A 26007-nucleotide genomic window follows, 5' to 3' on the forward strand; every position below is an offset into this window, starting at 1 on the left:
GCTCCGAGTCTCGGACAAAGAGTAGTCAAACAGCGTTTGGTATTTAATTGGCCAGCATGCCATATGAAGTGGATCACGTCCAACATGCAACGTGACCTACGCCGGGCACCGGGATCGTCAAACCTGAACGACGGGGTCCAACTTGAGCGGCCGTGCGGCCTCGACCATGATGATCTCCCACTCGATTCGCGAGTGTTCGTCCCACTCCCGGCGAGACTTGATGCGAGCACGGTCGGGGAAGCCGTGGTGGATCCCCTGCGGATCGTGGCTGACGAGACCGGATTTGAGCGGACGTCCCAGCGATTTTCCTCCGTGGATCAGCGCGATCTCGTCGTAATCGGCGTTGCGGTGGAACCACGGAATGCGCTCGACTCCCGCCACCGACTCGAACGGCCGCGGAAGCAAGTTGATGATGTTGATCCCGTCGGCGACCAGGAAGCAATGCATCGACGGCGGCAAATGCAGGCTGTCGGACATGATCACGTTCCAGTCCGCGATGTTGAAGGCAAACGGGAAGTAGTCGCCCTTCCAGCCCTGCACGTCACACGGGTGCTGGCCGACGTAGATCGATGAGTACTCGTTGTCGTACTTGACCCTGATCTCGTATTCGTCGCGATCGGAGGCCATGGCAACGGGTTCGGGCACGCGAATCACGTCGGGATCGAACGGAGCGTGGCGGCCCAGGCCCACGTAGTTGGGGGCTCGCAGTTCACCGACCGTCTCGATGCCGAACAACATGCACTCGCCCCCGTCGACCACGAAGCGATGCGTGATTGCCTTGGGAATCACGACGTAATCGCCTTGCCCGTAACCGATTGGCCCGAATTCCGTTTCGACGGTCCCCGATCCGCGATGGACGAACCAGCACTCGTCGCCGTCGACGTTGCGCCGGTAGAACGGCATCGGCTCGGCCCGGCGCGACAACCAGATGGTGGCATCGGCGTTGTAGTACAGCCGTTGGGCGCTGCCACGCGGATCGGTCAGATCCTCTGGCTTGATGTCACCAAGCATCACGCTGGTCGACCGGAACCGGCCCTCGCTGCGGAAGACGGTGGGGTCATTGGAGCGGTACAACACGGCCTCACGGCCGTCGAAACCACGCCGGGTGAGTTCGTCGTCCTTGAGGAGTTCGCCGTTGGTGCCGGCGCCGGGCAGATCGCGGTGAGCCTGCCTGCTCGTCTTTCCCTTACTGAGCTGGATCAAGGTTCGCATGGTCATGGCGCCAGCTTAGGTCATCATCAAGCATTTGACGATCATTATTTGGTTATGCCCTGGATCGGTCGTCCGAGGTCGCCGCTCGGCTCGAACTAGCTGTTCAGCCCTATCGCGACGATCGATTTCCACCCCACAAACCACAACTGGTCGCCCACCGAGTCGCGGGCCAGGCAGCTACAAACGAACTATGTTTGGTATCTTGGCCGGGTGGTCGAGCCTTCAGCACCGCGCCGCGCCCCGACCGGTCCGCCGCCGTTGACGGGCGTGCGCGTGCTGGACCTGAGCGCACTGGGTCCCGGCCCCTTCTGTTCCATGCTGCTCGCCGATTTCGGAGCCGACGTGGTCGCAGTCGAACGGCCGGCGACACCGCACCCCTTCGATCCGGCCAAGTCGCTGTCGCGCGGTAAACGGTCGGTCATCGTCGATTTGCGCGCGCCGCGCGGGCCAGAGGTGATCGCTCGACTTGCCGACGCCGCCGATGTCCTGCTGGAGAGCAACCGTCCCGGCACGATGGAACGCCGCGGGCTGGGCCCGGACGTGCTGTGCGAACGCAATCCGAGGCTGATCTATACCCGGCTGACCGGCTGGGGCCAGCACGGACCCTACCGGGACAGGGCCGGACACGACATCAACTACGCCGCGATCGCGGGAACGCTCGGTGTGATCGGGGAGGAACGGCCGGTACCGCCGCTGGCGATGCTGGGCGACTTGGCGGGTGGGTCACTGTTCGCCGCGCTGGGAATTGTGATGGCACTTTATGAACGCACCATCACCGGCCGCGGCCAGGTCATCGACGCCGCGATCGCCGACGGCTCAGCACTTCTCAACCTCACCAACCTGGCCGAGTTCAACGCGGGGATATGGGCCGGCCGCGGTCGCCACATCCTGTCCGGAGCCGCGCCGTTCTATGGCCCCTACGCGTGCTCCGACGGTCGCTTCTTCGCGGTCGGCGCGATCGAACCCAAGTTCTACGCCAATTTCCTGGGCGCGCTGGGCCTCGACGGTGTCGACTATTCGGCGCAGCTCGACCCGGCGGGCTGGGCCGAATTGCGCGAAAGAATCGCAAGCGTTTTCGCCACCAAACCGCGTTCGCACTGGACCTCGGTGTTCGCCGATGTGGACGGTTGCGGAGCCCCCGTTCTCGAACTCGACGAACTCGCGGACGACCCACATTTGCGGGCGCGCGCCACGCTCGTCACCGAGCCGGACGGATCCCTGACCGCCAGCCCTGCTCCCCGGCTATCCCGCACGCCGGGGCGTACCGGCCCGGCCCCGAGCGCAACCGGGGCCGACACCCGAGATGTACTGCGCGAGTCCGGTTTTGGCGACGGCGAAGTCAATGCCTTGATTGCCGACGAAACGGTCTCCGGACCCAGCTGAGACCGCGAGCGGCACAGGTCATTCCAGGATGACGGCGTGTTCCGGGCAGCTCAGCACCGCCTCGTCGACATCGGCCTTGTCCGCGGCGTCGACTTCGTCGCGCAGCACCACACCGAAACCGGCGTCGTCCATGTCGAAGTAGGCCGGGGCGATCAGCACGCATCGGCCGTGCCCCTGGCACTTTCCTGAGTCGATCGAAACCCGAGACAACCTCTCACCCCTCGCGGTTCTTGCCCTTGCGGCCGAGCCGCCGCCGCCAGTCATGAGCGCCGGTGAGCCGCACCAACATTGCCTGCAGCCGGCTCATCCGCGGCCGGTATGGATACCAGTGCGGCTCGGACCTCAGATTGAACCGCTCGGTCACGATTGCCTGCTGCCGGCAGAACTTCAGCAGTCCAGCGGCCCCGCCATTGCGGCCACCGACACCCGAGGACTTCCAGCCGCCCATCGGCAGGGTGAGCAGCATGGTGGCGGTCAGCACGCTGTTGATGTTGACGGCGCCCGTTTCCAACCGGCGAGCGACCCGGTCCGCGCGCTCCTTGTTCGCGCTGAACACGCTGGCGGCCAGCCCGTAGGGCGAGTCGTTGGCCAACTCGATGGCCTCGTCCTCGTCACGCACTCGCATCACCGGCAGGGTCGGACCGAACGTTTCCTCGCGCATGCACGCCATCGAATGGTCAACGCCGGTCAGCACCGTCGGCTCAAAGAACATGCCGTCGTCACGACGGTTACCGCCGGTCACGGCGCGGGCGCCGGCCTGCAGGGCATCGGTGACATGATGCTCGACGATGTTCAACTGCCTCTCGGTGGCCATCGCCCCGATATCGGTTTTGAAGCTCCCTGCACGGTCCATACCCTGGCGCAGCGCCGCGACTTTGGCGGTCAGCTTGTCCACGAATTCGTCATAGGCCTTGTCCTCCACGTAGATTCGCTCCACTGAAACGCAAATCTGACCGGAGTTCCATAGGCCGCCCCAGACCGCACCGCTGGTCGCACGGTCGATATCGGCGTCGTCGAGCACGATCATCGCGTCCTTGCCGCCAAGCTCCAGGCTGCATGGGATGAGCCGCTCCCCCGCTCTGGCGGCGATCTTTCGGCCGGTGGCGGTCGATCCGGTGAACTGAATCATGTCCACCTCGTCGACCACCGCGGCCCCGACGGCACCGCCGCCGGTCACACATGCCATCACCGGTGGTCCGTTGATCTCGGTCAGCCAGCCACGGACGACTTCGGCCCAAGTCAGTGGCGTGACCTCGGACGGCTTGAAAAGGACCGCCGCTCCGGCCATCAGCGCCGGGATGCCGTCCACGGTCGAGGTAGCGAGCGGGCCGTTCCACGGGGTGATGACGCCGACGAGCTGATGCGGCCGATGGAACACGCGCAACTTCTTCGTCAACGCCATCGCGCCCGAACGCTCGACGGTGCGGTCAGCGAGGAATTCGGCGGCATGCTTGGTGAAATAGTTCACCGTGTCGACGAATACCGCGGTCTCGACCTGGGCGTCACCCCACGATTTCCCGGTTTCCTCCTGCATCAGGCCGATCAACCGTTTGTCGTTGTCGAGCACCCAGTCCAGCAGCCGTAGCAGGTGTTTGGCCCTGCCCCGGGGGCCCAGTTCCTCCCACGCCGGCTGCGCGGCGCGCAGTTGCTGCGCGACGTCGTGCACCTGTCCCGCCGTCATGTCGGGCACGGCGCCGACAACCCGTCCATCCGCGGGACAGCGCACGGTGATCAACCCGGATCCCTGCACTGAGTCGCTCACACCCAAGTCGGTCTGCGTCGCCATCGACGGTCCTTTCGGTGGACTGCGGTGCCGATATCCTAACAGTGTTTGGTACCGCATGGGGACGGCGGAGTGCAGCTGCCGAGCCGGCCCGACAGCCAGCCGGCCGACGCTCTAGCCTGATCGGATGAGTGTGCAGCCACACGAGGGCCGCGATCTGGCGTCGATCGACGCCGATCGGATTCTGTACGCGGAGGATCTGGCCATCGGAGACTGGATGAGCCTGGGCTCCGTCAAGGTGACCCGCGACGAAATCATCCACTTTGCACGGCAATTCGATCCACTGCCGATTCACATTGATGGAACCGAATCGCCGTTTGGGGACGTGATCGCCAGCGGCATGCACACGCTTGCATTGTTCGCGAGCATCTCGTCGCGCACGTTCATCGCACGGCTCGCGCTGGTGGCGGGCAAGGGGTTCGACCGGATGCGCCTACCGCATCCCGTCCGGCCCGGCTCGGTGCTCACCGGATCGCTACAGGTCGTCGAGGTCAGAATGGGCCCGCGAAAGGCCGACGTACATTGCCGCTACGAGATGGTGGATCAGAACGGCGACCTCGTCATGACGATGCTCGGCATCCAGGTCGTCCGCCGCCGTCACCCCGTCGACGATTAACTCCGAATGCTGGCCCGAACGGGCCGGACCCATTAATCTATCGCCATGAGGTTTACTGCGGCTCCGCTGCAGGGACAGCGGTGGTGACGTCGAGAGCGCCGCACGTTCCGCACTGGACCGATGTCGACTGGGGCCCGTCGATCGCCGATCGCGAGATCAACGGCGTACGGGTCCGCTACCTCGACTGCGGCTCGGGCCCGGCCGTTGTGTTGTTGCACGGCATGGCCGCCAGCTGGCAGTGGTGGCTCGAGAACATTCCGGCACTTGCCCAACGGCACCGAGTCATCGCCGTCGATTTGCCGGGGTTCGGTCATTCCGACCCATTGCCCGCGCCGGCCGAAATGGCCACCCACGCCCGCACGGTGCTCGAACTGCTCAGCCGGCTCGGCATCGAATCGGCAACGGTTTCCGGACATTCCATGGGCGGACTGGTCGCGATAGCGATGTTCAATGCGGACCCGCAGCGGGTCCGAAACCTGATTTTGGTCGACTCCGGCGGGGTGCCCATGTCGGAGCGACGCCTGGCCGTGATTCTGGTAGGCCTGCGCATCTGCGTGGGCGTCTTGCGGCGACGCTTCATTCGCCACGCGCTGGCGACCAAACCATGGGTTCGGCGACTGGCCCTGTGCGCCGCCTTTCGCGATCCCGGCGTAATGTCGCCGGAGCTGGCGGCGCAGACCATGCCGATCTTCGGCGGCCCGGGTTCGGTAGCTGCCATCGCCGCGGCCGGTCGCGCCGTGAACGCTACTGTGCTCGAGTCGATCACCTGCCCGGTGTTGCTGGTGTGGGGCGAGCACGACGCCATCGTGCCGCCCAGCTGCGCCCACCGAATGCACGACAAGTTGCCGAACTCCGAACTCGTCGTCATCGCCGGCTCGGGACACAGTCCGATGATCGAATTCCCGGACCAGTTCCGCGATTTGGTGCTGCAATTCATCGCCGCACGAAGCGACACGCGACACAGATCTACTGATTAGCGATTTCGCAGTTGATCCACAGCCCGGAGGCGCGCCATGACGGTTACCAATACGCACACCTACTGCCGCATTTGCGAAGCCTTGTGCGGGTACATCGCGACAGTGGAGGACGGCGTGCTCGTCCAGATGCGACCCAACAAGGATCACCCGATGTCGCGGGGCTTCGGCTGCCCGAAGGGCGTCGCGATGACTGAGCTGGTCAACGACCCGGACCGGGTGCTGTACCCGTTGCGACGCAAGCCCGGAGTACCGCGCGGACAGGGCGGACTCGAACAGTTCGAGCGGATCAGCTGGGAGCAGGCCTTCGACGAGATCGCCTCGAAGCTTCGGTCCGTGGTCGACACCCATGGCGGCAGCGCCGTGGGTGCTTATCTCGGCAACCCCGTGTACTTTTCGTATTCGCCACCGATGTGGGTGAAGGGATTCATCGACGCGCTGCAATCGCCGCACTTTTACACCCCGGGGTCGCAAGACACCGCGAGTCGCTCTGCTGCCAGCGCGTTCCTCTACGGCTCGGCCCTGCTCTTCCCGATCCCGGACCTCGAGCGCACCGACTTCCTGTTGATGCTGGGTGCGAACCCCTTTGTGTCGCATGGCAGTCTGCTGACCGCTCCGCACATCAAAGAGACACTGCGGGCGATTCCCAAGCGTGGTGGACGAGTCGTCGTGGTCGATCCGCGGCGCACTGAGACGGCGAGGGTCTTCGAGCACCTGCAGGTGCGCCCGGACTCAGACGCGTGGCTACTGGGCGCAATGTTGCGGGTGATCTTCGACGAGGGACTCGAGGACCGCGAGGCCATTGCCAAGACCTCGCGCGGTATCGAGATGCTGCGTCAGATGGTCGCCGGTGACACCTTCACCTGCGAGGAAGCCGCACGGCGTACCGGCATTCCCGCCGATCAGATCCGCCAGCTCGCACGCGATCTCGCGATCGCCAGGAGCGCCGCCGTGTACGGGCGAATCGGCACCTGCCGTGGTCGGCATGGCACGCTGACCGTGTTCCTGCTCGACGCCCTGAACGTCGTCACGGGCAATTTCGATCGACCCGGCGGCTCCCTGCTCGGCAAGTCGTTGACCCCGCCGGCATTCAACAAGGCCGCCGATACGTTCGGCAAGCATTTCGGCCGGATCGGCGGCTTCCCTGACGCGTTCGGCATGCTGCCGTCGGTGATGATGGGCAAGGAAATGCTCACCCCGGGCGACGGGCAGTTGCGGGCGTTCTTTACCGTCGGTGGAAATCCGGTCCTGGCCAACCCCAATCCCGACGAACTGACCCGCGGCATCAAGGGCCTCGAGCTGATGGTCTCGATCGACCTGTACGTGTCGGAGACGGGCCTGCTGGCCGACTACATCTTGCCCGGCACCACGTTTCTCGAGAAGCACGATGTGCCATTGCAATTCGCGCCATATCACATTGTTCCGTTCGCGGAGTCGACCGAGCCGGTGATCGCCCCGCGCGGCGAGTCCAAGGACGAGTGGCAGATCATCGATGAAATCGCCCGCCGTATCGGCATCGCCCCGTACAGCGCCCCGGCGCTGCGGACGGCGGCCAGGTTCGGCATCAGGCCGAAGCCGCGGACCCTGGTCGACCTGGCCGTCCGGTTGGGACCCTATGGCGACTTCTTCGGATTGCGCCGCAACGGATTAAGCCTGAAGAAGCTCACGGCGGCGACGAATGGGATACAGCTCGGCGAGCATCAACCCACCGGCGAGCAGCGCAAACGGATTCGACACAGGGACGGTCTGGTGCATCTGGATGCCCCCGCGGTACTGGCCGAATCGCGCCGACTCGGTGACCGGCACAGAGCCGACCCGGACCTGCCACTGTCGCTGATCACGTTGCGCGAATTGCATTCTCACAACTCGTGGATGCATAACCTGCCGTCGCTGATGACGGCGCGCCGCAAACACACCGCGCGGGTGCACCCGAAGGACGCCGCGAGCGCCGGCCTGATGAACGGCGATCGGGTACGCATCGTCTCGGCGTCGGGGGAGATCGAGACGGAAGTGCTCGTGACCGATGAGATCATCGAGGGCACCGTCGCGGTACCGCACGGCTGGGGCCACCGGTCGGCGGGATGGCGACGGGCCAATGACGCCGGTGGACCGAACATCAACGTTCTCGCGTCCACCGAGATCGCTGATGTCGAGAAGATCGCGGGAATGACGCTGCTCGACGGGATCCCGGTGCGGCTCGAGCCGGTTGCAGGCGACTCGCCCGCCCCGACTCCAGAATTTGCGACCCGGCCCTGAGTCGGTTCGCACCACGATCGCGGCGAACGATCGTTACACTGCGGCACCGCTCGAATGATGCTAGGAACGGGAACTGAGGACCAGCAGTCGCATTCGATTCCGGGCCGGTCGGTGCCGACGGCCTCAGCACCCGGAGGATCATGGACAACCGATATTTCCCGATAGTCGTAGTCGTGGTCATGCTCGCGCTTGGTTTGACACTTACGATCGACGACTTCCGGCGCGCTGCCACACTGCGGCGGCCGCTGGCGGTGGCCTTGATCTGCCAGGCCCTGTTACTCCCGGCTCTGTGCTGGCTGATCGCCGAGGCGTTTGACCTTCCACCGAACCTGGCGGTCGGGCTGATGCTGATGGCAGCGACCCCGGGCGGGACGACCGCGAACATTCTCAGTCACCTGTTCAATGGAGACCTCGCGCTGAACCTCACGTTGACCGCGGTCAACGCGGTGCTATCGATCGTCGCAGTACCGGTGATCCTGGCGCTGTCGATGACCTGGTTTCTGGGGAATGGGCGCTTTCTTCCGCTCCAATGGGACAAGTTTCTCGGAGTGTTCGGGCTTGTGCTGGTGCCCACGGCGATCGGGGTAGCAATCCGTCATCGCTTTCCCGGGCTCGCCCGGCGACTTCAGACGCCCATCCGAATAGCCGCAGCACTGCTGTTGGTGCTCATCATCGCGGCGACGCTCGTCAAATCCTGGGCGACACTTTCGCGGTACTTCGGAGTGCTGAGCGGCGCCGTTGCGGCCTTCTGCGTAACGAGCCTGACCGTCGGCTACCTGATGCCGCGCTTGATGCGCCTTGCCGGACGGCAGGCGATCGCGATGAGTCTCGAGATCGGCATGCACAATGGGGTGTTGGCGATGGGCATTGCGCTGAGTCCGCAGCTACTCAACAACCCCGAAATGGCCATCCCGGCAGCGGTGTACGGCATCATCGCGCTGTTCATCGCTATCGCGTTTCTTTCCACCGTTCGCAGACTGGACCCAACGTTTCGCGATCCCGGCCGCATCGCCGGCACCGAACGGCCTGCTAGGTTCCGGGACCCGCAAGAAGACCTCACCTAGGGCACTTCGGTTCGGCGGCGTGACTTCAGCCTCTGATCAGGGCTGAAACAACGCCGGCCCGACGAAAGTCAGGAGCAGCTTCGTCATGGCTGCTTCGTCGAGGTCGTCGCGTGGCGTCAGCCACGTCATCTGTCTTTGCAGCCAGTCGATGATTTCGTCCTCGCTCGCATCCGCGCGGAGGCGTCCAGCAGTCCGGCGACATGGGCTCGGCCTTCAACGGCGCGCGCCGGCTCGCCGAGACGTTCGACGCCCTGCGCGAGCTGAACGGGCAAGCCGTCGCGAGCGTCGCATAGCATTTCGGTCCAGCATCGAGGGGTTACTGGACCCGCGAACAGCTAAAGCTTATAGTTTTGCGTGAAACAGATAGCCGGCCAGACCCTTTGGCGTCAAGCTGTCGAGCGGAGGCGATAGGTAATGAGGGTTCACCTTGAACGCGCTAAGTGTTCCGGACATGCGCAGTGCTTCGCGGTCGAACCGGACTTGTTCCCGATCGACGACGACGGCTACTCGACCCTGCAGGACCACGACGTCGCCCCCGGCGACGAGCAAGCCACCCGTTTGGGCGTAAATGCCTGCCCCGAAGTCGCGCTAATCATCGAGGACGACTAGCTGGCGGGCTCTCGCTTACGGAGAAGCCAGCAGGTCCCGGCGGATGATCTCGCGCATGATTTCGTTTGTGCCGCCATATATTCGCTGGATGCGCGCGTCGATGAGTGCCTTGGCGAACCGGTACTCCGGCACGTACCCGTAGTCGCCGTGTAGTCGAAGGCCCGCGTCAATGACGCGGCCCTGCAATTCGGTCGCCCAGTATTTGGCCTTGGCCGCATCCACGGCCGTCAGCTTGTCGTGGTTGTATGCGCGCACGCAGCGATCCAGGTACGCCCGAGACACCTCGATGGCCGTCTTCGTTTCCGCCAGAACGAATCCCGGCGACTGGAGATCACCGATTCGCTCACCGGACCCGGACTGCTGCCCGACGTAGGCCAGCGTCCAGTCGAACACCGCCTCGGCAGAAGCCTGTGCGGCAATTGCGATCCCGAGACGTTCCAGCGGCAGGCTCTGCATCAGGTACGCAAATCCCGCCCCCTGGTCGCCAAGCAGATTTTCTTGGCCGAGAACGACATCGTCGAATATCAGCTCCGCGGTGTCTTGCGCGTGCAGCCCAACCTTGTCCAGTTTGCGGCCGCGGCGAAAACCAGGCGTACCGTCCTCGACGACGAACAAGCTGAAACCCCGCGAGCCCGCGCCCGGGTCGGTCTTGGCGAACACGATCACCAGGTCACACAGAATCCCGCTGGTGATAAAAGTCTTGGAACCGTTGAGGACCCAGCCGCGCGCGTCTTTGCGGGCGGTGGTCTGGATGGCGCGTAGGTCGCTGCCCGCGCCGGGTTCGGACATCGCGATGGCGCCGATGGTCTCACCGGTCACAAATCCGGCTAGCCACCGCTCGCGCTGTCCTTCATCGGCATGACGCAGCAGATAGTTCAACACGATGTCGTCGTTGGTAGAGAAACCCGACTGCAGGGCCGAGGCCCCGACCCGGGCGATTTCTTGCTGGATCACTACCCGATAGCGGTAATCCTGCTCCTGTGCCCCGCCGAATTCTTTCGGCGCCGACTGGCCGAGGATGCCGTGTTTACCGGCCGCTAGCCAGGTTTCGCGGTCGATCAGGCGATCGGCATCCCACTGTGCCAGCTTCGGAACCACATGGGCGTCCACGAATTCACGTACCGACGCGCGAAACCGTTCGTGGTCCTCGTCGAACAGATCGCTGTCCATCACTACCCTCCGCACCGCAACCAATAACCTTGCTGTCATAGATTACGGCTCGCGGTGCCGTAGGCAGGTAACAGGGCCGGAAGTTGCGGGACGGGTCGCGGCTCTCCGGCTCGGCCCTGGTGAGATTAGCCTCTTCAACTGAAGTTAAAGTCCATGTCCGAGCTGTGTTCCAAACAAGCCGCGACGCACCGCCAAAGGCAGACGCGGCCGGCCGGCCACAAATCAGCTGACATTTCTTGATTGACGTCTTATACCTAGTGTCGTAAGTTTAATTGCCGTGAAGCGGCGTGAGCTCGCAACACGTACCGCGCGGGTGCAACAGCCCGCTGGTCAGCCACATCGAGGCTTCGGTAGGTGAGGCTTTTCCGACCGGGGACACAGCGAAGGAGAACGATGAAACTCGAAGGCAAGGTCGCCTTGATCACCGGAGCGGGTTCTGGCCTTGGCCGGCAAGCGGCACAACTGTTCACTGCCGAGGGCGCCAGGGTCGCAATCGTGGACATCGACGCCGATCGCGCGGAGCAGACATCAAAGCTGGTCGAGCAGCAGGGCGGTGACGCCATCGCAATTACGGCCGACGTTGCCCAGAAGGACCAGATAACCGCCGCCGTGGCCAGTACCGTCGATCACTACGGCAAGCTCGACATCGCCTGGGCCAACGCGGGAATCGTGTCACGTGGTGGTGCGGCGGCTCTGGGCACTGAGCAGCCGATCGAATTCGAGGACATGACCGAGTCCGATTGGCAGCACGTGTTGGGCGTCAACCTGAGTGGCGTTGTCTACACCGCTCAAGCCGCGGTTCCACACCTGAAGGCCAATGGTGGCGGCACGATTCTGGCCACGTCCTCGGCGGCGTCGTTTGTCGCCTACCCAAAGATCGCGTTGTACTGCGCCACCAAGGCGGGCGTCAACGGCTTGGTGCGCGCCTTGAGCCTGGATCTGGGCCGCTACGGCATCCGGGTCAATGCGATTGCGCCGACCCACGGCATGTCACCCAATTTCTTGATGCCCCCTGGCGCGCCGGTGGTTGGCCAATCCTACGAAGAGATGGCCGGCCCGTGGAACCCGACACTGTCACCAATCCCCCTCAAGCTGCAACGCCCTCCCTCGCTGCACGACAACGCCAAAGTGGCGCTGTTCCTGGTTTCCGACGACTCGGCTTACATCTCCGGGGTCACCCTCGGCGCCACCGACGGGGGCACGCTGGCCCGCGTCGGAATGTGGTTCCCAGAGGATCTCAACCCGGAGCCTGTTACCAACGCGAATTGACCGGCCCCAAAATGACGTCGCGAATGATTGGAGCGTAGCGAGATGACCACAGCAATGGATCGGGTGCCGCCGAACCTCGTCACCGACTTCGACGTCTACGAGCCCGCCCTGGCTACTCCGGTTGACGTCTTTCAGCAGCGAGTTGCCGAGCTGGCCGCCATAGGTCCCGTCGTGTACTCGCCGGCTTACGGAGGTCACTGGGTGGTCACCCGGTACAAGGAGATCCATCAGATCCTCACCGACGCGGAAACGTTTTCCAGCTACCCGAACAATCTGGTCACGCCAATGGATTTCGGGAAGTTCATCCCACTCGAACTCGACCCGCCGGAGCACACCGCGTACCGCCACGTGTTGCAGCCACTATTCAGTCCGCAGCGCATGAAGAAGCTTTCGGACGATATCCGTGCGGTGGTCAACGAGTTGATCGACGGCTTTGCGGCCAGGGGCAGCGCCGAATTCATCTCAGAATTCGCCCACGAGCTACCGGCGAGGATTTTCTTGGCCCTGATGGACTGGCCGCTGGAAGACGCCGGGCTGTTCACCGAGGCAACCGATGTGGTGCTGTTCGGCAAGCCCGGCGGTACACCGGAGGAGTCGGACCAGGCCCGCATCGCCGCCGGTTTGACCGTGGCCGGCTATTTCCAGAAGGTCATCGAGGACCGGCGCAACAACCCCGGCGACGACGCGACATCTACCCTGATCAACACCGAGGTCGAATTGCCCGACGGCACACGGGTGCTGCAAGACCAAGAACTCATCTTGATGTTCTACCTGCTGTTGATGGGTGGCTTGCACACGGTGCAGGGTTCGCTTGCATGGGCGATCGTGCATCTGGTCAACAACCCTGCGCAACGGGATCTCATCATTGCCGACCCGACCTCGATCCCGAAGGCCGTGGAAGAGATTCTGCGCATCGAAGCGGCCGTCGCCGCCGGTCGTCGCGCGACCCGCGATGTCGAGCTCGGCGGGGTCAATATCGCGGCGGGCGACCAGCTCCTGTTGATGCTGTGTTCGGCGAACCGCGATCCGGATACGTTCACCCAACCCGGCGACTTCGACATCACCCGCTCCCCCAACCGGCACTTGTCGTTCGGCGCCGGGGTGCACCGTTGCTTGGGCTCACATCTCGGGCGCGTCGAATTGACCATCGCGCTCGAGGAACTGCACCGACGCATCCCGGACTACCAACTGGTGGAATCCGATCCCCCGGTCTTCCACTCGACCCAGGTGCGCGGCTGCCTCCGAATGCCGATCGTCTTTACGCCAGAGAAGTGAGTCTGATGACCACATCGCTACCGCGCCAGGACCGAATCCGTCGGGCACTTGAGCTGTTGCGGAACGAAACGACGGACAAGTTCGACGACGTCGTCGGCTTTTCCGCGCACGAGTTCACCGACCCGGAACTCGCGCAACAAGAGCGCGATCTCATTTTCGGCCGTGTCCCCTCGATCGTTGCCCACGGCTCCGAGATCGCGCGGCCACTCGACTTCATGACCGTGCAGATGCCACGTAACAACATCATCGTGGTGCGCCAAAAAGACAAGAGTGTCAAGACGTTCGTGAATCTGTGCCGGCATCGCGGTGCCCTGCTGGAGGACAGTGAGAAGGGACGCTGCCGTTTCTTCTCTTGCCCATATCATCGGTGGTCCTACGATCCCGACGGCTCGTTGCGGATGGTCACCCGAGATGCCACATTCGGCGAGATCGACCGCAAGAAACAGGGTTTGGTGGAGCTGCCGTGCGAGGAACGCCACGGTTTCATCTGGGTGGTCGACAACGCACACGCCTCAATCGATGTCGCGGCCTGGCTGGGGCCGGATATGGACACGATCTTGGCCGGCTATCACCTGGACAAACTCCAGTGCGTGCGCTCGGCGGGGTTCGACGAACCGACCAACTGGAAGATCATGCAGGACGCGTTCCTCGACGGTTACCACATCCAGTACGCACACCCGAACACCGCCGGCAAGATCATCCACACCAACGTGATGGCATTCGAGGATTTCGGTCGGCACTGCCGATTCATCGCGCCGCGTAAGTCGATCGACCGCTGGTTGGAAGAGGACCCCGGCGACCGTCAACTCGACCGCTATGTCACCGAGACGCACTTCCTGCTGCCTAACAGCACGTTGCTGCGTCAACCAGATCACTTCCAGCTACTGACCTTCCGGCCCCACCCCAGCGATCCGGCCCAGTCCCGCATGGAGCAACGGCTGATGGTCCCGGCACAGGCAGACTCGGGTATGGACGAGGCACACTGGAACCGCTTGTGGGACAAGAACTGGGACATTCTCCTGGCCGTGTTGCACAACGAGGACTTCCCGTTGCTGCGCAATTCGCAGCGAGGGATGGCCAGCGCGGATGCCGGCGATATGTTGTTGGGCCGCAACGAGACCGCTAACCAGGTATTCCGCCGCGAAACCAAAAGGCTTCTCGCCGAAGGCCTCACCGCGGAGTGACCTTGCGATGATCAAATATGAGTGGCGAAATAGTCTGAGCCCCGACGAAAGGGCCGAGCTATCCGACCTCCTCAGGCGCGCCGCGAGCTACGACGCCGAACCCGAATACAATCGGATCGATTTCACCGACGTCGATCGCGCTATGTCCCAATCCGATTCGTCGCAGCGCCATCTTTTGATTTGGATGCTGCCGCACGCCACCGCGATGGGCGAGCCCGACCAACCCGAGCGAATCGCCGGGCTACTTCGCCTTAGGTGCCTGCCGGACGGGTCGGCGCATGCTAGCGCCGTGATCGATCCTCGGCTGCGCTCGATCGGCATCATGACACTACTCGTGGAACGGGTCGGCTTGGACACGTCGTCTCCCGGCGGCTGGCTGGACACCGGTGCCCACACTGTGACCGCATGGGCCCAGGGCAATCATCCCGCGGCCGGCCGGCTTTCGAACCGATTCTTGATCCCGCGCACCCGGCGGGTGTGGAAACTGATCCGCTCCGCCGAGGCCGTTGAGGACGCCACCGCCGCACCGGTTCTGGAGCCCGTCGATGACGTCGCGCTGGCCGAGCTGAGCTGGGTGCCGGCGCCACCGGGCAATGACCACACCTACGCGCTGCGTGAGTCGGGGCGCATTCTGGGGGTGGTAGCGCTGGATCTGCGTGCCACGACATCCGAGGAGTTCGGCCGCTGCGCCACCATTGTGTCGGCCTTCGCCCCGCCGGGCGCCGAGGTGCCACCACGCCGCCGGCTACTTGACGGCGCGGCGGCCGTCGTGCACGAGGCCGGACTGACCGGGGTGGTCATCTACGTCGACTCCGACGACACCGGCACCGTTAATGCCTGTCGACTTGCCGGATTTCAACACGACCGCACCGACGTGCGCTATCAAATCGGAGGGCAGCGATGACCGCAACGATCCCCGCCGACCTGGCCAGCACGGCCGAGGCGCACGGCAAGGCCGTTGCCGCAGGCGATAATGAGACGGTACTAGCCGATTTCCTGCCCGACCGCGTCGGCCAATTGATCGCGTCGGCCGATGTGCCCGACCGACTCAAGGGCGCTCAGGTCCGCACCATCCGCGAAGCGGGGCCCGGCAGTTACGACGTCGTCATCCGCTACACCAAACCCGACGACGAATGGTTCGAACTGCGCAGCCACTGGGTGCAATTCACCGACGGCAGCTGGCGGGTGGCCAGCGTGCGCAACATTCCCGAGACTCCACCGTGGATGAGTCTCACCGGACCGTCCGACGACGGCCTTGACGCGGCGCACTGGGAGGGGCTGCGTGCCGGAAAGCTGTTACTGCAACGGTGTTGCCGATGTGCGACCTGGGTTTGGTCGCCACGCCCCATCTGTCCGGCGTGTCATTGTTTCGACCTCAAGTTCGAGGCGGTCGACCCGGTAGGGACCATCTACTCGTGGACGCGAACCTGGCAGCCGTTCGGCCCGGAGGCCACCGGCCACCTGCCTTATGTCGTGATCCTGGTCGAACTTCCCGCCGCCGGCAGCCGGCGAATCCTGGGCGTACTCGCCAACGCCGACGGGCTCACCCCACGCATCGGTGCCGGGGTGCGTGGGGTCATCGACCGGCCTTCCGACGACCGGTACTGGCCCCTGGTGCGCTGGCATCTGGATCCCGACTCGAACGGACAGGCGCAATGAGCGGGTTCCGAGCTTCGACCGCGGTGGTGGGAGTCGGCTGCACCGACTACTACAAGCGCGGGACCAGTCCGCTGTCGTCTGCGCAACTGGTGCTGCAGGCGATCCTGCGGGCGTGCGATGATGCGGGCGCCGACCCGCGCGCCGTCGACGGGTTCGTCTCTTACGCAGGGGATTCCAGCGAAGGTCTGGCCATCGGCGCCGCACTCGGCGTCCACGAGGTGCGCTGGTCGACCCAGGTGTGGGGCGGTGGCGGCGGTGCGGTGGCGGCCGCTGTCAACTGCGCCGCCGCCGCGGTACACAGTGGGCAGGCGAACTGCGTAGCGGTCTACCGCGGCCTATCGGAGGCCACCGACGGGCGCGGGGCATACAACAAGGGACACATGGGCCATCTCTATGCGGCTCACGGCATGCTGGCCCCCGCCCAGGTGTGCGCGATGCGCACCCAGCGGATGCTCGAGGTCGACGGTGTGCCGGCTTCAACCCTGGAGGCGGTCGCACTGGCCGGCTACCATCACGCCCAAAACAATCCAAACGCTGTCGCCTACGGCCAACCGCTCGATCACGACCGCTACCAGGGTGCCCGGCTCATCTCGGAACCGCTACGACTATTCGACTGCTCTCGCGAAAATGACGGCGCCACCGCGGTTTTGGTTGTCAGTGCCGAACGCGTAGACGACTACCGCGGGACGCCGGCCTACATCCTGTCCGGCGTGCAGGGAGCCACCGCCGGCTGGACCGAATCAGTGGAAAATGAAAACCCTTACACCAGTGCGGGCTTTCATCCCGCTCTGGTGAAGCGGCTTTGGGACGGGGCGCAACTCAGCGCGTCCGATATCGATGTCGCGCAGGTATATGAGAACTTCACCGGTCCCGCGGTGGCGTCGATGATCGATCACGGCTTGTGCCCGCCGGGGCCCGCGGCCGGCGAGTTCCTCACCGTCGAGAACCTGACCGTGCAGCGCGGCCGGCTGCCCATCAACACCGCCGGCGGAAACATCGCGGAAGGTTTCGTGCACGGCATCGGCCTGGTCGCCGAGGCGGTGCGGCAAATCCGCGGAGGTTCGCCCAACCCTGTTGCCGATGCTGATGTTTCGCTGCTGATCGGCGGTCCGATGGCACCACTGGTCAGTTCGACGGTATTCGGGTCGGCGGCCACGATCTGACCCATCGGGGAATCGAGGAGGAAAATGGCGGCAACCGTCGGCTCCGCACTGCACTGGTGGGCAAGAACCAAGGGCGACCAGCCCGCGATCCTGCTCGGCGAGGACCAACTCACCTATCGGCAATTGCACGATTGGTCCGGGCGGGTAGCGCGGCGCCTGGCCGACGACGGCGTCAAGCCGGGCGACCGCGTCGGACTACTGGCACCCAACGTGCTGCAATGGCCGGTGGCGGCGTTGGCAATCATGAAGGCCGGAGCGGTGCTGGTGCCGTTCAATGCCCGCCTCAAGCCCACCGAGGTTCGCAAAATCGCGGACGACGCGGGGCTTAGCCTGCTGATCGCCGCCCCTTCCCACACCGGCGTTGCACATGAGGCGCGCCAGGCGGGCCGCGAATTCGCGGTGCTGGCGTTCGACGGCGTCGACGCGGAACGCAATGGCGCTCCTGATGATTTTCGCGTCGACCCGGCCGGCGAGGAGCCGATCGCGGTGATTTTCACCAGCGGATCGACCGGCCTGTCCAAGGGCGTGATCCTGACCAGCAACACCTTGCTGGCCATCGTGTTGGAAAACACGCTGACCGAGGAGGGTTTCCGTCCGGGCACCGTCACACTGCTGGTGTTGCCGCTGGCGTTCACCCCGGGCCTGGTGTACGGACTGCTGATCACGACGGTGCTGGGCGGAACCCTGGTGGTCGAACCAGAGCTCAACCCGTCACGCGCGGTGAATCTGATCGAACAACACTCGGTGCGCGCGATCTTCGGCGTCCCGCTGATCTTCGAGTCCCTCTCTCGTGCAGATGAATTCGACAACGCCGACCTGAGCTCGCTACAAACCGCGATCGTCGGCGGCGCGGCCGTGCCGACCGACCTACTGAAACGCTGGGCCGACAAAGGGGTGTTGCTGCGCCAGATCTATGGCATGACCGAGGCTGGCGGGGTGGCGACAGCGACACAGAAATCCGACGCCCTGCGCCATCCCGACTCGTGCGGAATGGGCTCGATCTTCACCGAGGTGACGGTCATGACCGACGACGGCTCGGCAGCCGCCCCGGGTGAGCACGGCGAGATCGTGGTGCGCGGCCCCGGGGTCACCCCCGGATATTGGGATGATCCGCAAGCAACCTCCACCGCGATTCGCGACGGCTGGCTGCACAGCGGCGATCTGGGAACACGCGACGCACAGGGGCGCATCACCTTCGTCGACCGCATCAAAGACCTGATCATCTCCGGCGGAATCAACATCTCACCGGTGGAGCTGGAGGCGGCCATCGCGACTCTTGACGGCGTCGACGAGGTGGCCGTCATCGCCGCCGCCGACGCGCGGTTCGGTGAGACCCCCGCCGCGATCATCACGGTGGCACCGGAAGCCAAGGGCCTCAACGAGACCGCGGTGATCGCGCACTGCGAACAACTGCTTTCCGACTACAAGGTGCCGCGGTATGTGGTGCTGCGGTCGGAACCACTGCCCCGATTGCCCAGCGGCAAGATCGCAAAACAGGCGGTCCGGGAGGAATACCATGACATCGGCCAACGATTTACCCGCGCGAGGTGACGCCGGGCCCGACGCGGGCGGGTTGCTCGCGCCGGGGGTGTCTCTCCGACTCGCGGGCCACGGCAGGACCAGGCGGCGCACCAATACCAGCGTTCTCAGTAGCGACGCCACGGTGGCGCGCGAACAGATCCTGGCCGCGGCAGAAGACGTCATTGCGCGCTATGGGGTCTCGAAAACCACCATGGACGACATCGGCAGGCAAGCCGGTGTCTCCCGTCCCACCGTGTACCGGTATTTCGGCGACCGCGATAATCTGTTGGGCGCGTTGATCGAACGGCGCGCACGGATGCTGTTCGATCGTGCCCGTCACTACATCTTCGGGTTTGGGTCCTTCGACCAACAACTCGTCGAGGGGCTGTTGTATCTCGTCGACCACGGTCGACGGGACCCGATCGTCCGGATCCTGGTTGGCCCCGAATACCGGGACGTGACTACGCCGATCGTCAACGGATCCGCGCTTGCCGCCGAACTTACCGCCGAGATGTGGGAGCCGGTGCTGCGGCGGGCAATGCAACGCGGCGAAATCCGGTCAGATCTTGACGTGTTGGCCGTCGGCCAGTGGCTGGCATTGGTGCAGTTCATCCTCGTGGGACGGTGTGATGCTACCGGCGCCGACGATGCCGGAACCCGCATGCTATTGAAAACGTTTGTATTACCGGCATTTTCGCCTGTTCAGCGGCCGGTTACTCCATAGAGCAGCATCTGCACGGCTTCCTCGATCTGGCGGCTCTTGCCGGGACGGCGTTGGTCTGACGGAAAAAGCCAGTCGTCGAGCAGCACCAGCGACAGCACCGAGCCGACGGACAGGGCCACCGCAACCGGGGCGTCGAGCTCACGGAAATGCCGCGCCGCACCGTGCTCAGTGAGCACCAGCTGCACGGAGCGCAGATTGTCCGCGAGCTTGCTGCTCACCCGCGCAGCCACCTCGGCGAGCACCGGCTCACCACCGATGACCCGGGCGGCCACCAGCGTCCGAAACAACTCCTTGTGCTCGGCGGCCAGGCCGTAGAAGCCTTTGACGAACGACCGCGCGACCTCGGCGGGGTCGGTTTGCGCTGCCACAGTCACGTTCCAGGTCTTGGCCCACTGATTCACAAACTCCGTGAACGGCGCCAAGATCGTCGTTTCGAACAGCTCAGCCTTGCTTCCGAAGTTGCGGAAAAGTACCGACTCACCGACACCAGCGGCCTCGGCGATCTGACGGGTCGTGGTGCCGTGATAGCCCTGTTCGGAAAACAGGCGGTGCGCAGCCTGCAGGACTAGGGCCCGGATCTCGTCGACGCCTCGGCGTCCGTTTCGGGGACTGGCCACCGGATCGGCTAACGGGGAGACCCGGCTGTTAACGCCGAACTCAGCATTCCGGGCCTCCTTACTCGACAATGTTCTCCCGACTCTAACCCCCGTCGCGTGCAGCTTCGGACCGATCCGCGGGCGTGCCGGCCCCCGGGTGGAGCGTCCGGAATTTCTGCCTCTATCGTAAGCACCACTTACGATCTAAGATAGTGACACTTATCTTCGCATACGGAGGAGCGGTGTCGCATGGCGAAACAGATTGAGCTTGACTCGGGGCTGGCCAAGGCCGCTGTCTGGTCGGGCATCGCGCTGATCGTGGCGATGATCCTGGCGCAGGGTTTCATGATGCATTTCATTCCGCCGCCATCGCCGGCTCTGTCGGCAAAGGAGCTCGCCCAACGGTTCATCGACCGGCGGGACGAAATCCGGCTGGGATGCTTGATCCAGTGCATCTTCTGGTCGTTCTGGGCAACGTGGTGCATGGCGATCACCATCTTCATTCGCAAAATGGAACGCGGCTGGCCGATCCTGACGTACTCGTCGATCGCGCTGCAGGGCGGCGGCTACGTCTTCTTCATCTTGATTCCGATGACGTGGGGCGTCATCGCGTTTCGGCCGGAGTCGCTGGACCCGGCGGTGATGCAGATCATGAACGACTGGGTGTGGTTCGACTTCCTGTTCACCTGGCCCCCGTTCGCGGTGTGGATGGCGGTGATCGGCCTGGCCATCATCAAGGACCACAACGTGCCGACGCTGTACCCGCGCTGGGTCGCATACCTGAACTTCTGGTGTGCCATCTTGATCTTCCCCGCCGGGCTGATTGTGTTCTTCCACGACGGCCTGTTTGCCTACAACGGTGTCGGCGCCTTCTGGATCCCCTTCGCAATCTTCTTCGGGTGGATGATCGCGATGTCGGTGCTGACCCTGCAAGCCATCGACCGACAAAAGGCGAGAAGCCCCGAGGGTCCGCGCGAGATGGCCGCGGTCTAGGGCGAAGGACATTCCCTTGCCGCCCATGACGACGCAGTCGACGGCACCGGCAGCAACGCACAAGGCCAAAAGGGTTCCCGGCGAAGAAGGCGTCTGGATCTTCATACTCGGCGACATCTGCGTTTTTGCCGTTTTCTTCACGTACTACCTGGTCCAGCGCGGCAAGCACGTCGATCTCTTCGATGTGTCGCAGTCCACCCTGAACAAGAACTTCGGCGCGGTCAACACGGTGTTCCTGCTGATCAGTTCGCTGTTCGTGGTGTTGGCCGTCCGTGCCATGCGAGCGGCCGAGCGGCTACTCGCACGACGGCTGATCGCCGCGGCTTTCCTGTGCGGCGTGGCCTTCATCGTCGTCAAGGTCTTCGAGTACTCCGAACGGATTGCGGCGCACCAGATCCCGACCACCAACGGGTTCTACCTGCTCTACTTCGTCCTGACCGGGTTGCACCTCTTCCACCTGATCCTCGGGTTGGGCGTGCTCACGGCGCTGTTCTTCCTCGCCCGCAGGGCCGAGCTCTCCAAACACCAGTGGGCATTCTTCGAGGGCGGAGCCTGCTTTTGGCACATGGTCGATCTGCTGTGGCTGGTGCTGTTCCCGCTTATTTTCTTGGTCAGGTGAGACGAATGTCGGCCTTGCTGCGCACGCCGGCGACGGCGGTGTGGGTCCTATTGATAACCGCCACCGGTGTGTCCTGGGCGCTGGGGACTCAGCACGGTATGCACGGTCACCAGCTGGCCAGCGTGATCATCCTGCTGATCGCCTTCGTCAAAGTCCGCTTGGTCGGCATGTACTTCATGGAGCTGCGGGAGGCACCAAATGTCTTGCGCGGGCTGTTCGAAGCGTATTGCCTAATTGTGTGCGCGCTGCTCCTGGGAGTTTTTATTTTCGCCTAAACACTTGACGGAGACGCAGCGCGCGACAACAGTCTTGCCAGGAGGTAGCAGTGGAAGCGAGAGTGCAGCGAGTCCTGATTTGGACCGGCCCGGGGATGATCGCGCTGTGGCTGGGCGCGTTCCTGTTCATCGCGGGGTTCATACCGCCCTCGCATCCGAGCGCCAGCGCCGCCGAGATCGTGCGTCTCTATGCAGACCACCCCAATGCGATAAAGCTCGGCATGATCATCTCGATGGCGGGTTCGGCCCTGCTGGTTCCGTGGGCCATCGCGATCTCGGGCCAGCTGCGACGAATCGACGGAGCGAAGGCACTCGCCGACGTGCAGATGGTCTCGTGCGCGTTGCTGTCCCTGGAGTTCATCACGCCGATCGGCGTGTGGATGGCCGTCGCCTTCCGGTACGACGATCGCGCACCCGACGTGACCCGTGCGCTTCACGACGTCGGCTGGATCCTGTTTGTGACGGTCATCTGGTCGCTTTGGGTGCAATTGCTCGCGATCGCCGCCGCGATTCTGATCGATCACCGCAGCGAGCCGGTGCTACCGCGATGGCTCGGATACCTCAACCTGTGGGTGGCCATGCTGATCATCCCGGCCGGGTTGGTGTTGTTCTTCAAGCATGGACCGTTCGCGTGGAACGGGGTGGTCGGCTTGTACATCCCCCTCGTGGCGTTCGTCATCTGGATCATGTCGATGACGGTCACCATCCATCAGAAGCTGTCCCAGGAGATCGCGTCGGCGTCGCAGGCCGTGGAACCGGTAGCGCCCTGAGTCGGTGCCGCGCAATCGTCGTCAATGACCCGAGGTGCCGCCGTCGACGGCGATCGTGGAGCCGGTGATATAGCTGGACGCCGGGCTGGCCAAAAACACCACCACAGTGTCGATCTCGCGCTGGGTGGCGACCCTTCCCAGTGAACACCCGGCGAGGAATCGGTCCAGGGTTTCGCTCGACATGTCGCCGATCATGTCGGTCTCGACGAATCCCGGCGCAATGGCATTGACGCGAATGCCTTTGCGGGCCGCCCACTGATTGGACAAGTCTTTGGTCAAGCCGATCAGCCCGGCTTTGCTGGACGCGTAGGCGGCTTGCGGCAGGTGGGATTTGATCAGGCCAAGCATGCTGGAGACGTTGATGATGCTCGAGCCGTGACCCATCACCCGCGCGCAGGCCTGCGCGACCCAATAGGCGCCGAACAGGTTCACCTGGACCACCGAGGTGAAATCCTCCGGTCGTTCCCGCGATGCGGGTTTCACCAGCGAGACGCCGGCGTTGTTCACCAGCACGTCGATCCGACCGAATTGATCGACCGCCGCGTCGACCAGCGCCGCGCAGTCCTCGGGACATGTGACATCGGTCGGTACCGCCAGGCATTCCCTCCCGACCTCGCGAACGCCGCGCGCGGTTGTCTCCAAGGGTCCCGGTCGACGGCCGGCGATCACGACGTCGGCCCCCGCCTCGGCGAGGGCGCGGGCGAAACCCGCGCCCAGACCACTGCCCGCCCCGGTCACGACCGCGACGCGGCCAGTGACCCGGAACAGGTCAAGCACACCATTGGTCGTCGTCACCGGCCAACTCCTGCCTTCTAGTCCGAGCTCTCAGAAGACGCTATAGCCGCCGTCGACAACCACTTCGTTGCCGGTGTGGTAGGTCAGCCCGCTATGCGCAAGGAACGGAGCAATATCGAGGTAGTCTTCGTGGGACGCCCAGCGGCGGACCGGAATTCGTGCAGTCGCGGCTTTCATGAACTTCGGGTCGGCACGCAGGAATTCATTCATCGCGGTGGTCGTCCATCCCGGGACCAGGATGTTCACCCGGATGCCATAACGGGCCAGTTCGACTGCGAGCGTGCGGCCCAGACCGACCAAGCCGCTCTTGGTGACGGCGTACGCGGCCTGACGGGCGGCACCGTAGCGCGACACCATCGAGGACACCACCACAATCGATCCACTCCCCCGGTCGATCATGTGCCGGGCAGCGGCGCGCGTGGTGAGGAAACCGCCATCCAGGTTGGTTTGCAGAACGCGTTGCCAATCGGCCAACGTGGTTTCGACGTACGGGGTCGCGGCCGCGATTCCGGCGTTGGCAAACAGGCTATCGACGCGCCCGAATCGTCGCAGAGTGGCATGCATCGCGCGCTCGACTTCGGCTTCGCTGGCGACGTCACACACCACCGACCACGCTTCGATGCCCTTCGCACGCAACGACGTCACCGCCGCTTGGTTGCGGTCATCATTTCGCGCCCAGATCGCTACGGCGGCCCCGGCACGCCCGACACCGTGGGCCAGCGCCGCCCCGATGCCGGTATTGCCGCCGGTAACCACCACCGTCGTGCCACTCAAATCGTAGGGGCCCCGTGGGTCAGTGTCGTCCTGGGACTGATCAGCAGTCACGACGTCAGCTTGCCCAACTCTCGGCGAAATATATGATTCACCAACTCATTTCGCCCCAATAGCATCGGTCCCGCATTCGCGCTTTCCATAGCCGTCTGCGATCCCCGCAACAAGGGGAAATCTTCGTCATAGAGCACGGCTTGCAGAATGTCCCAGTTCTTCTCCCAAAGCCGTTGCCACTTCCCCTCATCCATCCCGCTGTCCTCGATGGTGGGCACCATTAGCCGCATCTCCATCCGACAACGGCCCGGTTCGATGGGATGCGGGCGAAACGTCAACAACTCGAAATGCGTGGTCTGACGCAACAATGTGCTGTTGGGCAACAGGAAATGCCCATCGATGATGTGCTTGGCCAGCACCTCATAGCGCGGCTCGTCGGCCATCACACGGTCGATCGACTTGCGCGGAGTCGTCATCCGTACGTGGCGGCCATAGTCCTCGACACTCTGCACATTGGTGTAAACGTGCTTTCCCGCTGAATTCGGATGCGCGTACTGGATGTGATAGTTGTCGATGAACGCGTCCTGCATGATCTTCCAGTTGACCGGCTCGTCGTATGCAGCGCTGCGGAAAGTAACGAGCCGTTCCATCCGGTAGCCGGCCAGCAGCTCGTCGACCGCACGACCCAGCCAATCGGCGACGTCGATGGAGGCACTGGCCTCGTCGACCATCCATACCAGCCCGTGGCGCTCCTGGGTGGGCAACTCGATCAGGCCGTGCTGGGCGCGGTCCACGTCGCCGAAGGTATTGCCGCGCGTGACCGCGCGCAGCGAACCGTCCGGGTTGTAGGACCAGCGGTGATATCCGCAGGAGAACAGCCGACAGCTGCCGCGCTCGCGCTCCTCGAGCAGCGCACCGCGATGCCGGCAGTGGTTCACGAACGACTTCACGCTGCCGTCCCGCTGCCGCACCACGATGACCTTGTTGCGCGGCATCTGCACGGTAAGAAAGTCACCCGGACGCGCGACCTCGGAGCCGTGGCACACAATGGAAGGCACCCTGCCGAAAACCAATTCGCGTTCCCGCGCGGCGATCTCCGGATCGGTGAACTCCCCGGGCTGTACGGTCACCACCTGGTCGTATTCATCGGTGGTGCCGTTTTTCAGGTGGTCGAGCATCTTCCCGATGCGTCCCTGTGACGCCGTCAGAGCCTGTGCCATCGCCGCGTCCTCCTCGCGATCCGCCGCGTAACTGCCCGCGAATCCCAATACCTACCACCACTAGGTTTACACCATCCCTGGGAGCGACGGAAGCAACTCCGCGCCGATCGGC

At 64.0% G+C, this 26007-nt stretch carries 26 protein-coding genes; 18 read left to right on the forward strand and 8 right to left on the reverse strand.

Annotation, left to right across the window (positions count from 1 at the left end):
• Positions 1-117: 117 nt before the first annotated feature.
• On the reverse strand, positions 118-1212 hold the full coding sequence (locus BN973_RS22635; protein WP_036472895.1) for a homogentisate 1,2-dioxygenase: 1095 nt from the start codon (positions 1210-1212) through the stop codon (positions 118-120).
• A gap of 210 nt (positions 1213-1422) precedes the next feature.
• On the opposite strand from BN973_RS22635, the gene BN973_RS22640 reads away from it, so the two are divergent.
• On the forward strand, positions 1423-2595 hold the full coding sequence (locus tag BN973_RS22640) for a CaiB/BaiF CoA transferase family protein (protein ID WP_232232131.1): 1173 nt from the start codon (positions 1423-1425) through the stop codon (positions 2593-2595).
• A gap of 18 nt (positions 2596-2613) precedes the next feature.
• Here the strand turns inward: BN973_RS22640 and BN973_RS32035 are convergent, their stop codons facing one another.
• Complete coding sequence (locus BN973_RS32035; RefSeq protein ID WP_084163496.1) at positions 2614-2859, reverse strand: ferredoxin; 246 nt, start codon at positions 2857-2859, stop codon at positions 2614-2616.
• Positions 2810-4381 carry an aldehyde dehydrogenase family protein gene (locus BN973_RS22650; protein WP_051641417.1) on the reverse strand — a complete coding sequence of 524 codons (1572 nt, stop codon included), beginning with the start codon at positions 4379-4381 and terminating at the stop codon, positions 2810-2812. Before BN973_RS22650 ends, BN973_RS32035 begins: the two co-directional genes overlap by 50 nt.
• A gap of 124 nt (positions 4382-4505) precedes the next feature.
• On the opposite strand from BN973_RS22650, the gene BN973_RS22655 reads away from it, so the two are divergent.
• The 5 genes from BN973_RS22655 (at position 4506) to BN973_RS22675 (ending at position 9897) form a co-directional block, all read left to right on the forward strand.
• Positions 4506-4994 carry a MaoC/PaaZ C-terminal domain-containing protein gene (locus BN973_RS22655; protein ID WP_051641418.1) on the forward strand — a complete coding sequence of 163 codons (489 nt, stop codon included), beginning with the start codon at positions 4506-4508 and terminating at the stop codon, positions 4992-4994.
• Positions 4995-5077: 83 nt separating this feature from the next.
• Positions 5078-5971 carry an alpha/beta fold hydrolase gene (locus BN973_RS22660; protein ID WP_139830320.1) on the forward strand — a complete coding sequence of 298 codons (894 nt, stop codon included), beginning with the start codon at positions 5078-5080 and terminating at the stop codon, positions 5969-5971.
• 36 nt (positions 5972-6007) lie between these two features.
• Entirely contained in the window at positions 6008-8224 is a 2217-nt protein-coding gene (locus BN973_RS22665; protein ID WP_036470972.1) for a molybdopterin-containing oxidoreductase family protein, read from the forward strand.
• 140 nt (positions 8225-8364) lie between these two features.
• Entirely contained in the window at positions 8365-9288 is a 924-nt protein-coding gene (locus BN973_RS22670; protein WP_051641419.1) for a bile acid:sodium symporter family protein, read from the forward strand.
• 414 nt (positions 9289-9702) lie between these two features.
• Positions 9703-9897 (forward strand): ferredoxin, encoded by a 195-nt coding sequence (locus BN973_RS22675; protein WP_036470973.1) that lies wholly within the window; start codon positions 9703-9705, stop codon positions 9895-9897.
• A gap of 15 nt (positions 9898-9912) precedes the next feature.
• Here the strand turns inward: BN973_RS22675 and BN973_RS22680 are convergent, their stop codons facing one another.
• Positions 9913-11067, reverse strand: a complete 1155-nt coding sequence (locus tag BN973_RS22680; protein WP_036470974.1) for an acyl-CoA dehydrogenase family protein — start codon at positions 11065-11067, stop codon at positions 9913-9915.
• Between the two features lie 393 nt (positions 11068-11460).
• Between BN973_RS22680 and BN973_RS22685 the strand changes: the two genes are divergently transcribed.
• From BN973_RS22685 to BN973_RS22720, 8 genes are all read left to right on the forward strand, one after another.
• Positions 11461-12336 (forward strand): SDR family NAD(P)-dependent oxidoreductase, encoded by an 876-nt coding sequence (locus BN973_RS22685; RefSeq protein WP_036470975.1) that lies wholly within the window; start codon positions 11461-11463, stop codon positions 12334-12336.
• Between the two features lie 42 nt (positions 12337-12378).
• Positions 12379-13611 (forward strand): cytochrome P450, encoded by a 1233-nt coding sequence (locus BN973_RS22690; protein WP_036470976.1) that lies wholly within the window; start codon positions 12379-12381, stop codon positions 13609-13611.
• A gap of 5 nt (positions 13612-13616) precedes the next feature.
• Positions 13617-14795, forward strand: coding sequence for an aromatic ring-hydroxylating oxygenase subunit alpha (locus BN973_RS22695; RefSeq protein ID WP_036470977.1), 1179 nt, complete (start codon positions 13617-13619; stop codon positions 14793-14795).
• Between the two features lie 289 nt (positions 14796-15084).
• Entirely contained in the window at positions 15085-15699 is a 615-nt protein-coding gene (locus BN973_RS22700; RefSeq protein WP_232232133.1) for a hypothetical protein, read from the forward strand.
• On the forward strand, positions 15696-16454 hold the full coding sequence (locus tag BN973_RS32115; RefSeq protein ID WP_036470979.1) for a Zn-ribbon domain-containing OB-fold protein: 759 nt from the start codon (positions 15696-15698) through the stop codon (positions 16452-16454). The genes BN973_RS22700 and BN973_RS32115 overlap by 4 nt, the downstream gene beginning before the upstream one ends.
• Positions 16451-17617 carry a thiolase C-terminal domain-containing protein gene (locus BN973_RS22710; protein ID WP_036470980.1) on the forward strand — a complete coding sequence of 389 codons (1167 nt, stop codon included), beginning with the start codon at positions 16451-16453 and terminating at the stop codon, positions 17615-17617. Before BN973_RS32115 ends, BN973_RS22710 begins: the two co-directional genes overlap by 4 nt.
• Before the next feature lie 24 nt (positions 17618-17641).
• On the forward strand, positions 17642-19168 hold the full coding sequence (locus BN973_RS22715; RefSeq protein ID WP_036470981.1) for a class I adenylate-forming enzyme family protein: 1527 nt from the start codon (positions 17642-17644) through the stop codon (positions 19166-19168).
• Positions 19134-19862: a TetR/AcrR family transcriptional regulator gene (locus BN973_RS22720; RefSeq protein WP_084163497.1), complete on the forward strand. Its 729-nt coding sequence runs from the start codon at positions 19134-19136 to the stop codon at positions 19860-19862. Before BN973_RS22715 ends, BN973_RS22720 begins: the two co-directional genes overlap by 35 nt.
• Here BN973_RS22720 and BN973_RS30050 read toward each other — a convergent pair.
• Positions 19841-20479: a TetR/AcrR family transcriptional regulator gene (locus BN973_RS30050; protein WP_051641420.1), complete on the reverse strand. Its 639-nt coding sequence runs from the start codon at positions 20477-20479 to the stop codon at positions 19841-19843. The two genes, BN973_RS22720 and BN973_RS30050, sit on opposite strands and share 22 nt — an antisense overlap.
• 228 nt (positions 20480-20707) lie before the next feature.
• Here BN973_RS30050 and BN973_RS22730 point away from each other — a divergent pair, with 228 nt between their 5' ends.
• Genes BN973_RS22730 through BN973_RS22745 form a run of 4 tightly spaced genes read left to right on the forward strand, consistent with a single transcriptional unit; the run spans position 20708 to position 23115 of the window.
• Positions 20708-21451: a hypothetical protein gene (locus tag BN973_RS22730; protein ID WP_036470982.1), complete on the forward strand. Its 744-nt coding sequence runs from the start codon at positions 20708-20710 to the stop codon at positions 21449-21451.
• 25 nt (positions 21452-21476) lie between these two features.
• On the forward strand, positions 21477-22070 hold the full coding sequence (locus tag BN973_RS22735; RefSeq protein WP_036470983.1) for a cytochrome c oxidase subunit 3: 594 nt from the start codon (positions 21477-21479) through the stop codon (positions 22068-22070).
• 5 nt (positions 22071-22075) lie between these two features.
• Positions 22076-22345 (forward strand): cytochrome C oxidase subunit IV family protein, encoded by a 270-nt coding sequence (locus BN973_RS22740; RefSeq protein ID WP_036470984.1) that lies wholly within the window; start codon positions 22076-22078, stop codon positions 22343-22345.
• Positions 22346-22395: 50 nt separating this feature from the next.
• Positions 22396-23115 carry a hypothetical protein gene (locus BN973_RS22745; RefSeq protein ID WP_084163499.1) on the forward strand — a complete coding sequence of 240 codons (720 nt, stop codon included), beginning with the start codon at positions 22396-22398 and terminating at the stop codon, positions 23113-23115.
• Between the two features lie 21 nt (positions 23116-23136).
• On the opposite strand, the gene BN973_RS22750 is transcribed toward BN973_RS22745, so the two are convergent.
• Genes BN973_RS22750 through BN973_RS22760 form a run of 3 tightly spaced genes read right to left on the reverse strand, consistent with a single transcriptional unit; the run spans position 23137 to position 25895 of the window.
• Positions 23137-23910 (reverse strand): SDR family NAD(P)-dependent oxidoreductase, encoded by a 774-nt coding sequence (locus BN973_RS22750; RefSeq protein WP_036470986.1) that lies wholly within the window; start codon positions 23908-23910, stop codon positions 23137-23139.
• Between the two features lie 30 nt (positions 23911-23940).
• The gene (locus BN973_RS22755; protein ID WP_051641421.1) at positions 23941-24735 is read right to left on the reverse strand and encodes an SDR family NAD(P)-dependent oxidoreductase; all 795 of its coding nucleotides are present in this window, start codon (positions 24733-24735) and stop codon (positions 23941-23943) included.
• Positions 24732-25895 carry an aromatic ring-hydroxylating oxygenase subunit alpha gene (locus tag BN973_RS22760; RefSeq protein ID WP_036472904.1) on the reverse strand — a complete coding sequence of 388 codons (1164 nt, stop codon included), beginning with the start codon at positions 25893-25895 and terminating at the stop codon, positions 24732-24734. The genes BN973_RS22755 and BN973_RS22760 overlap by 4 nt, the downstream gene beginning before the upstream one ends.
• Between the last annotated feature and the right edge of the window lie 112 nt (positions 25896-26007).

This window comes from Mycobacterium triplex, from assembly GCF_000689255.1.
Taxonomy (GTDB): Bacteria; Actinomycetota; Actinomycetes; order Mycobacteriales; family Mycobacteriaceae; genus Mycobacterium; species Mycobacterium triplex.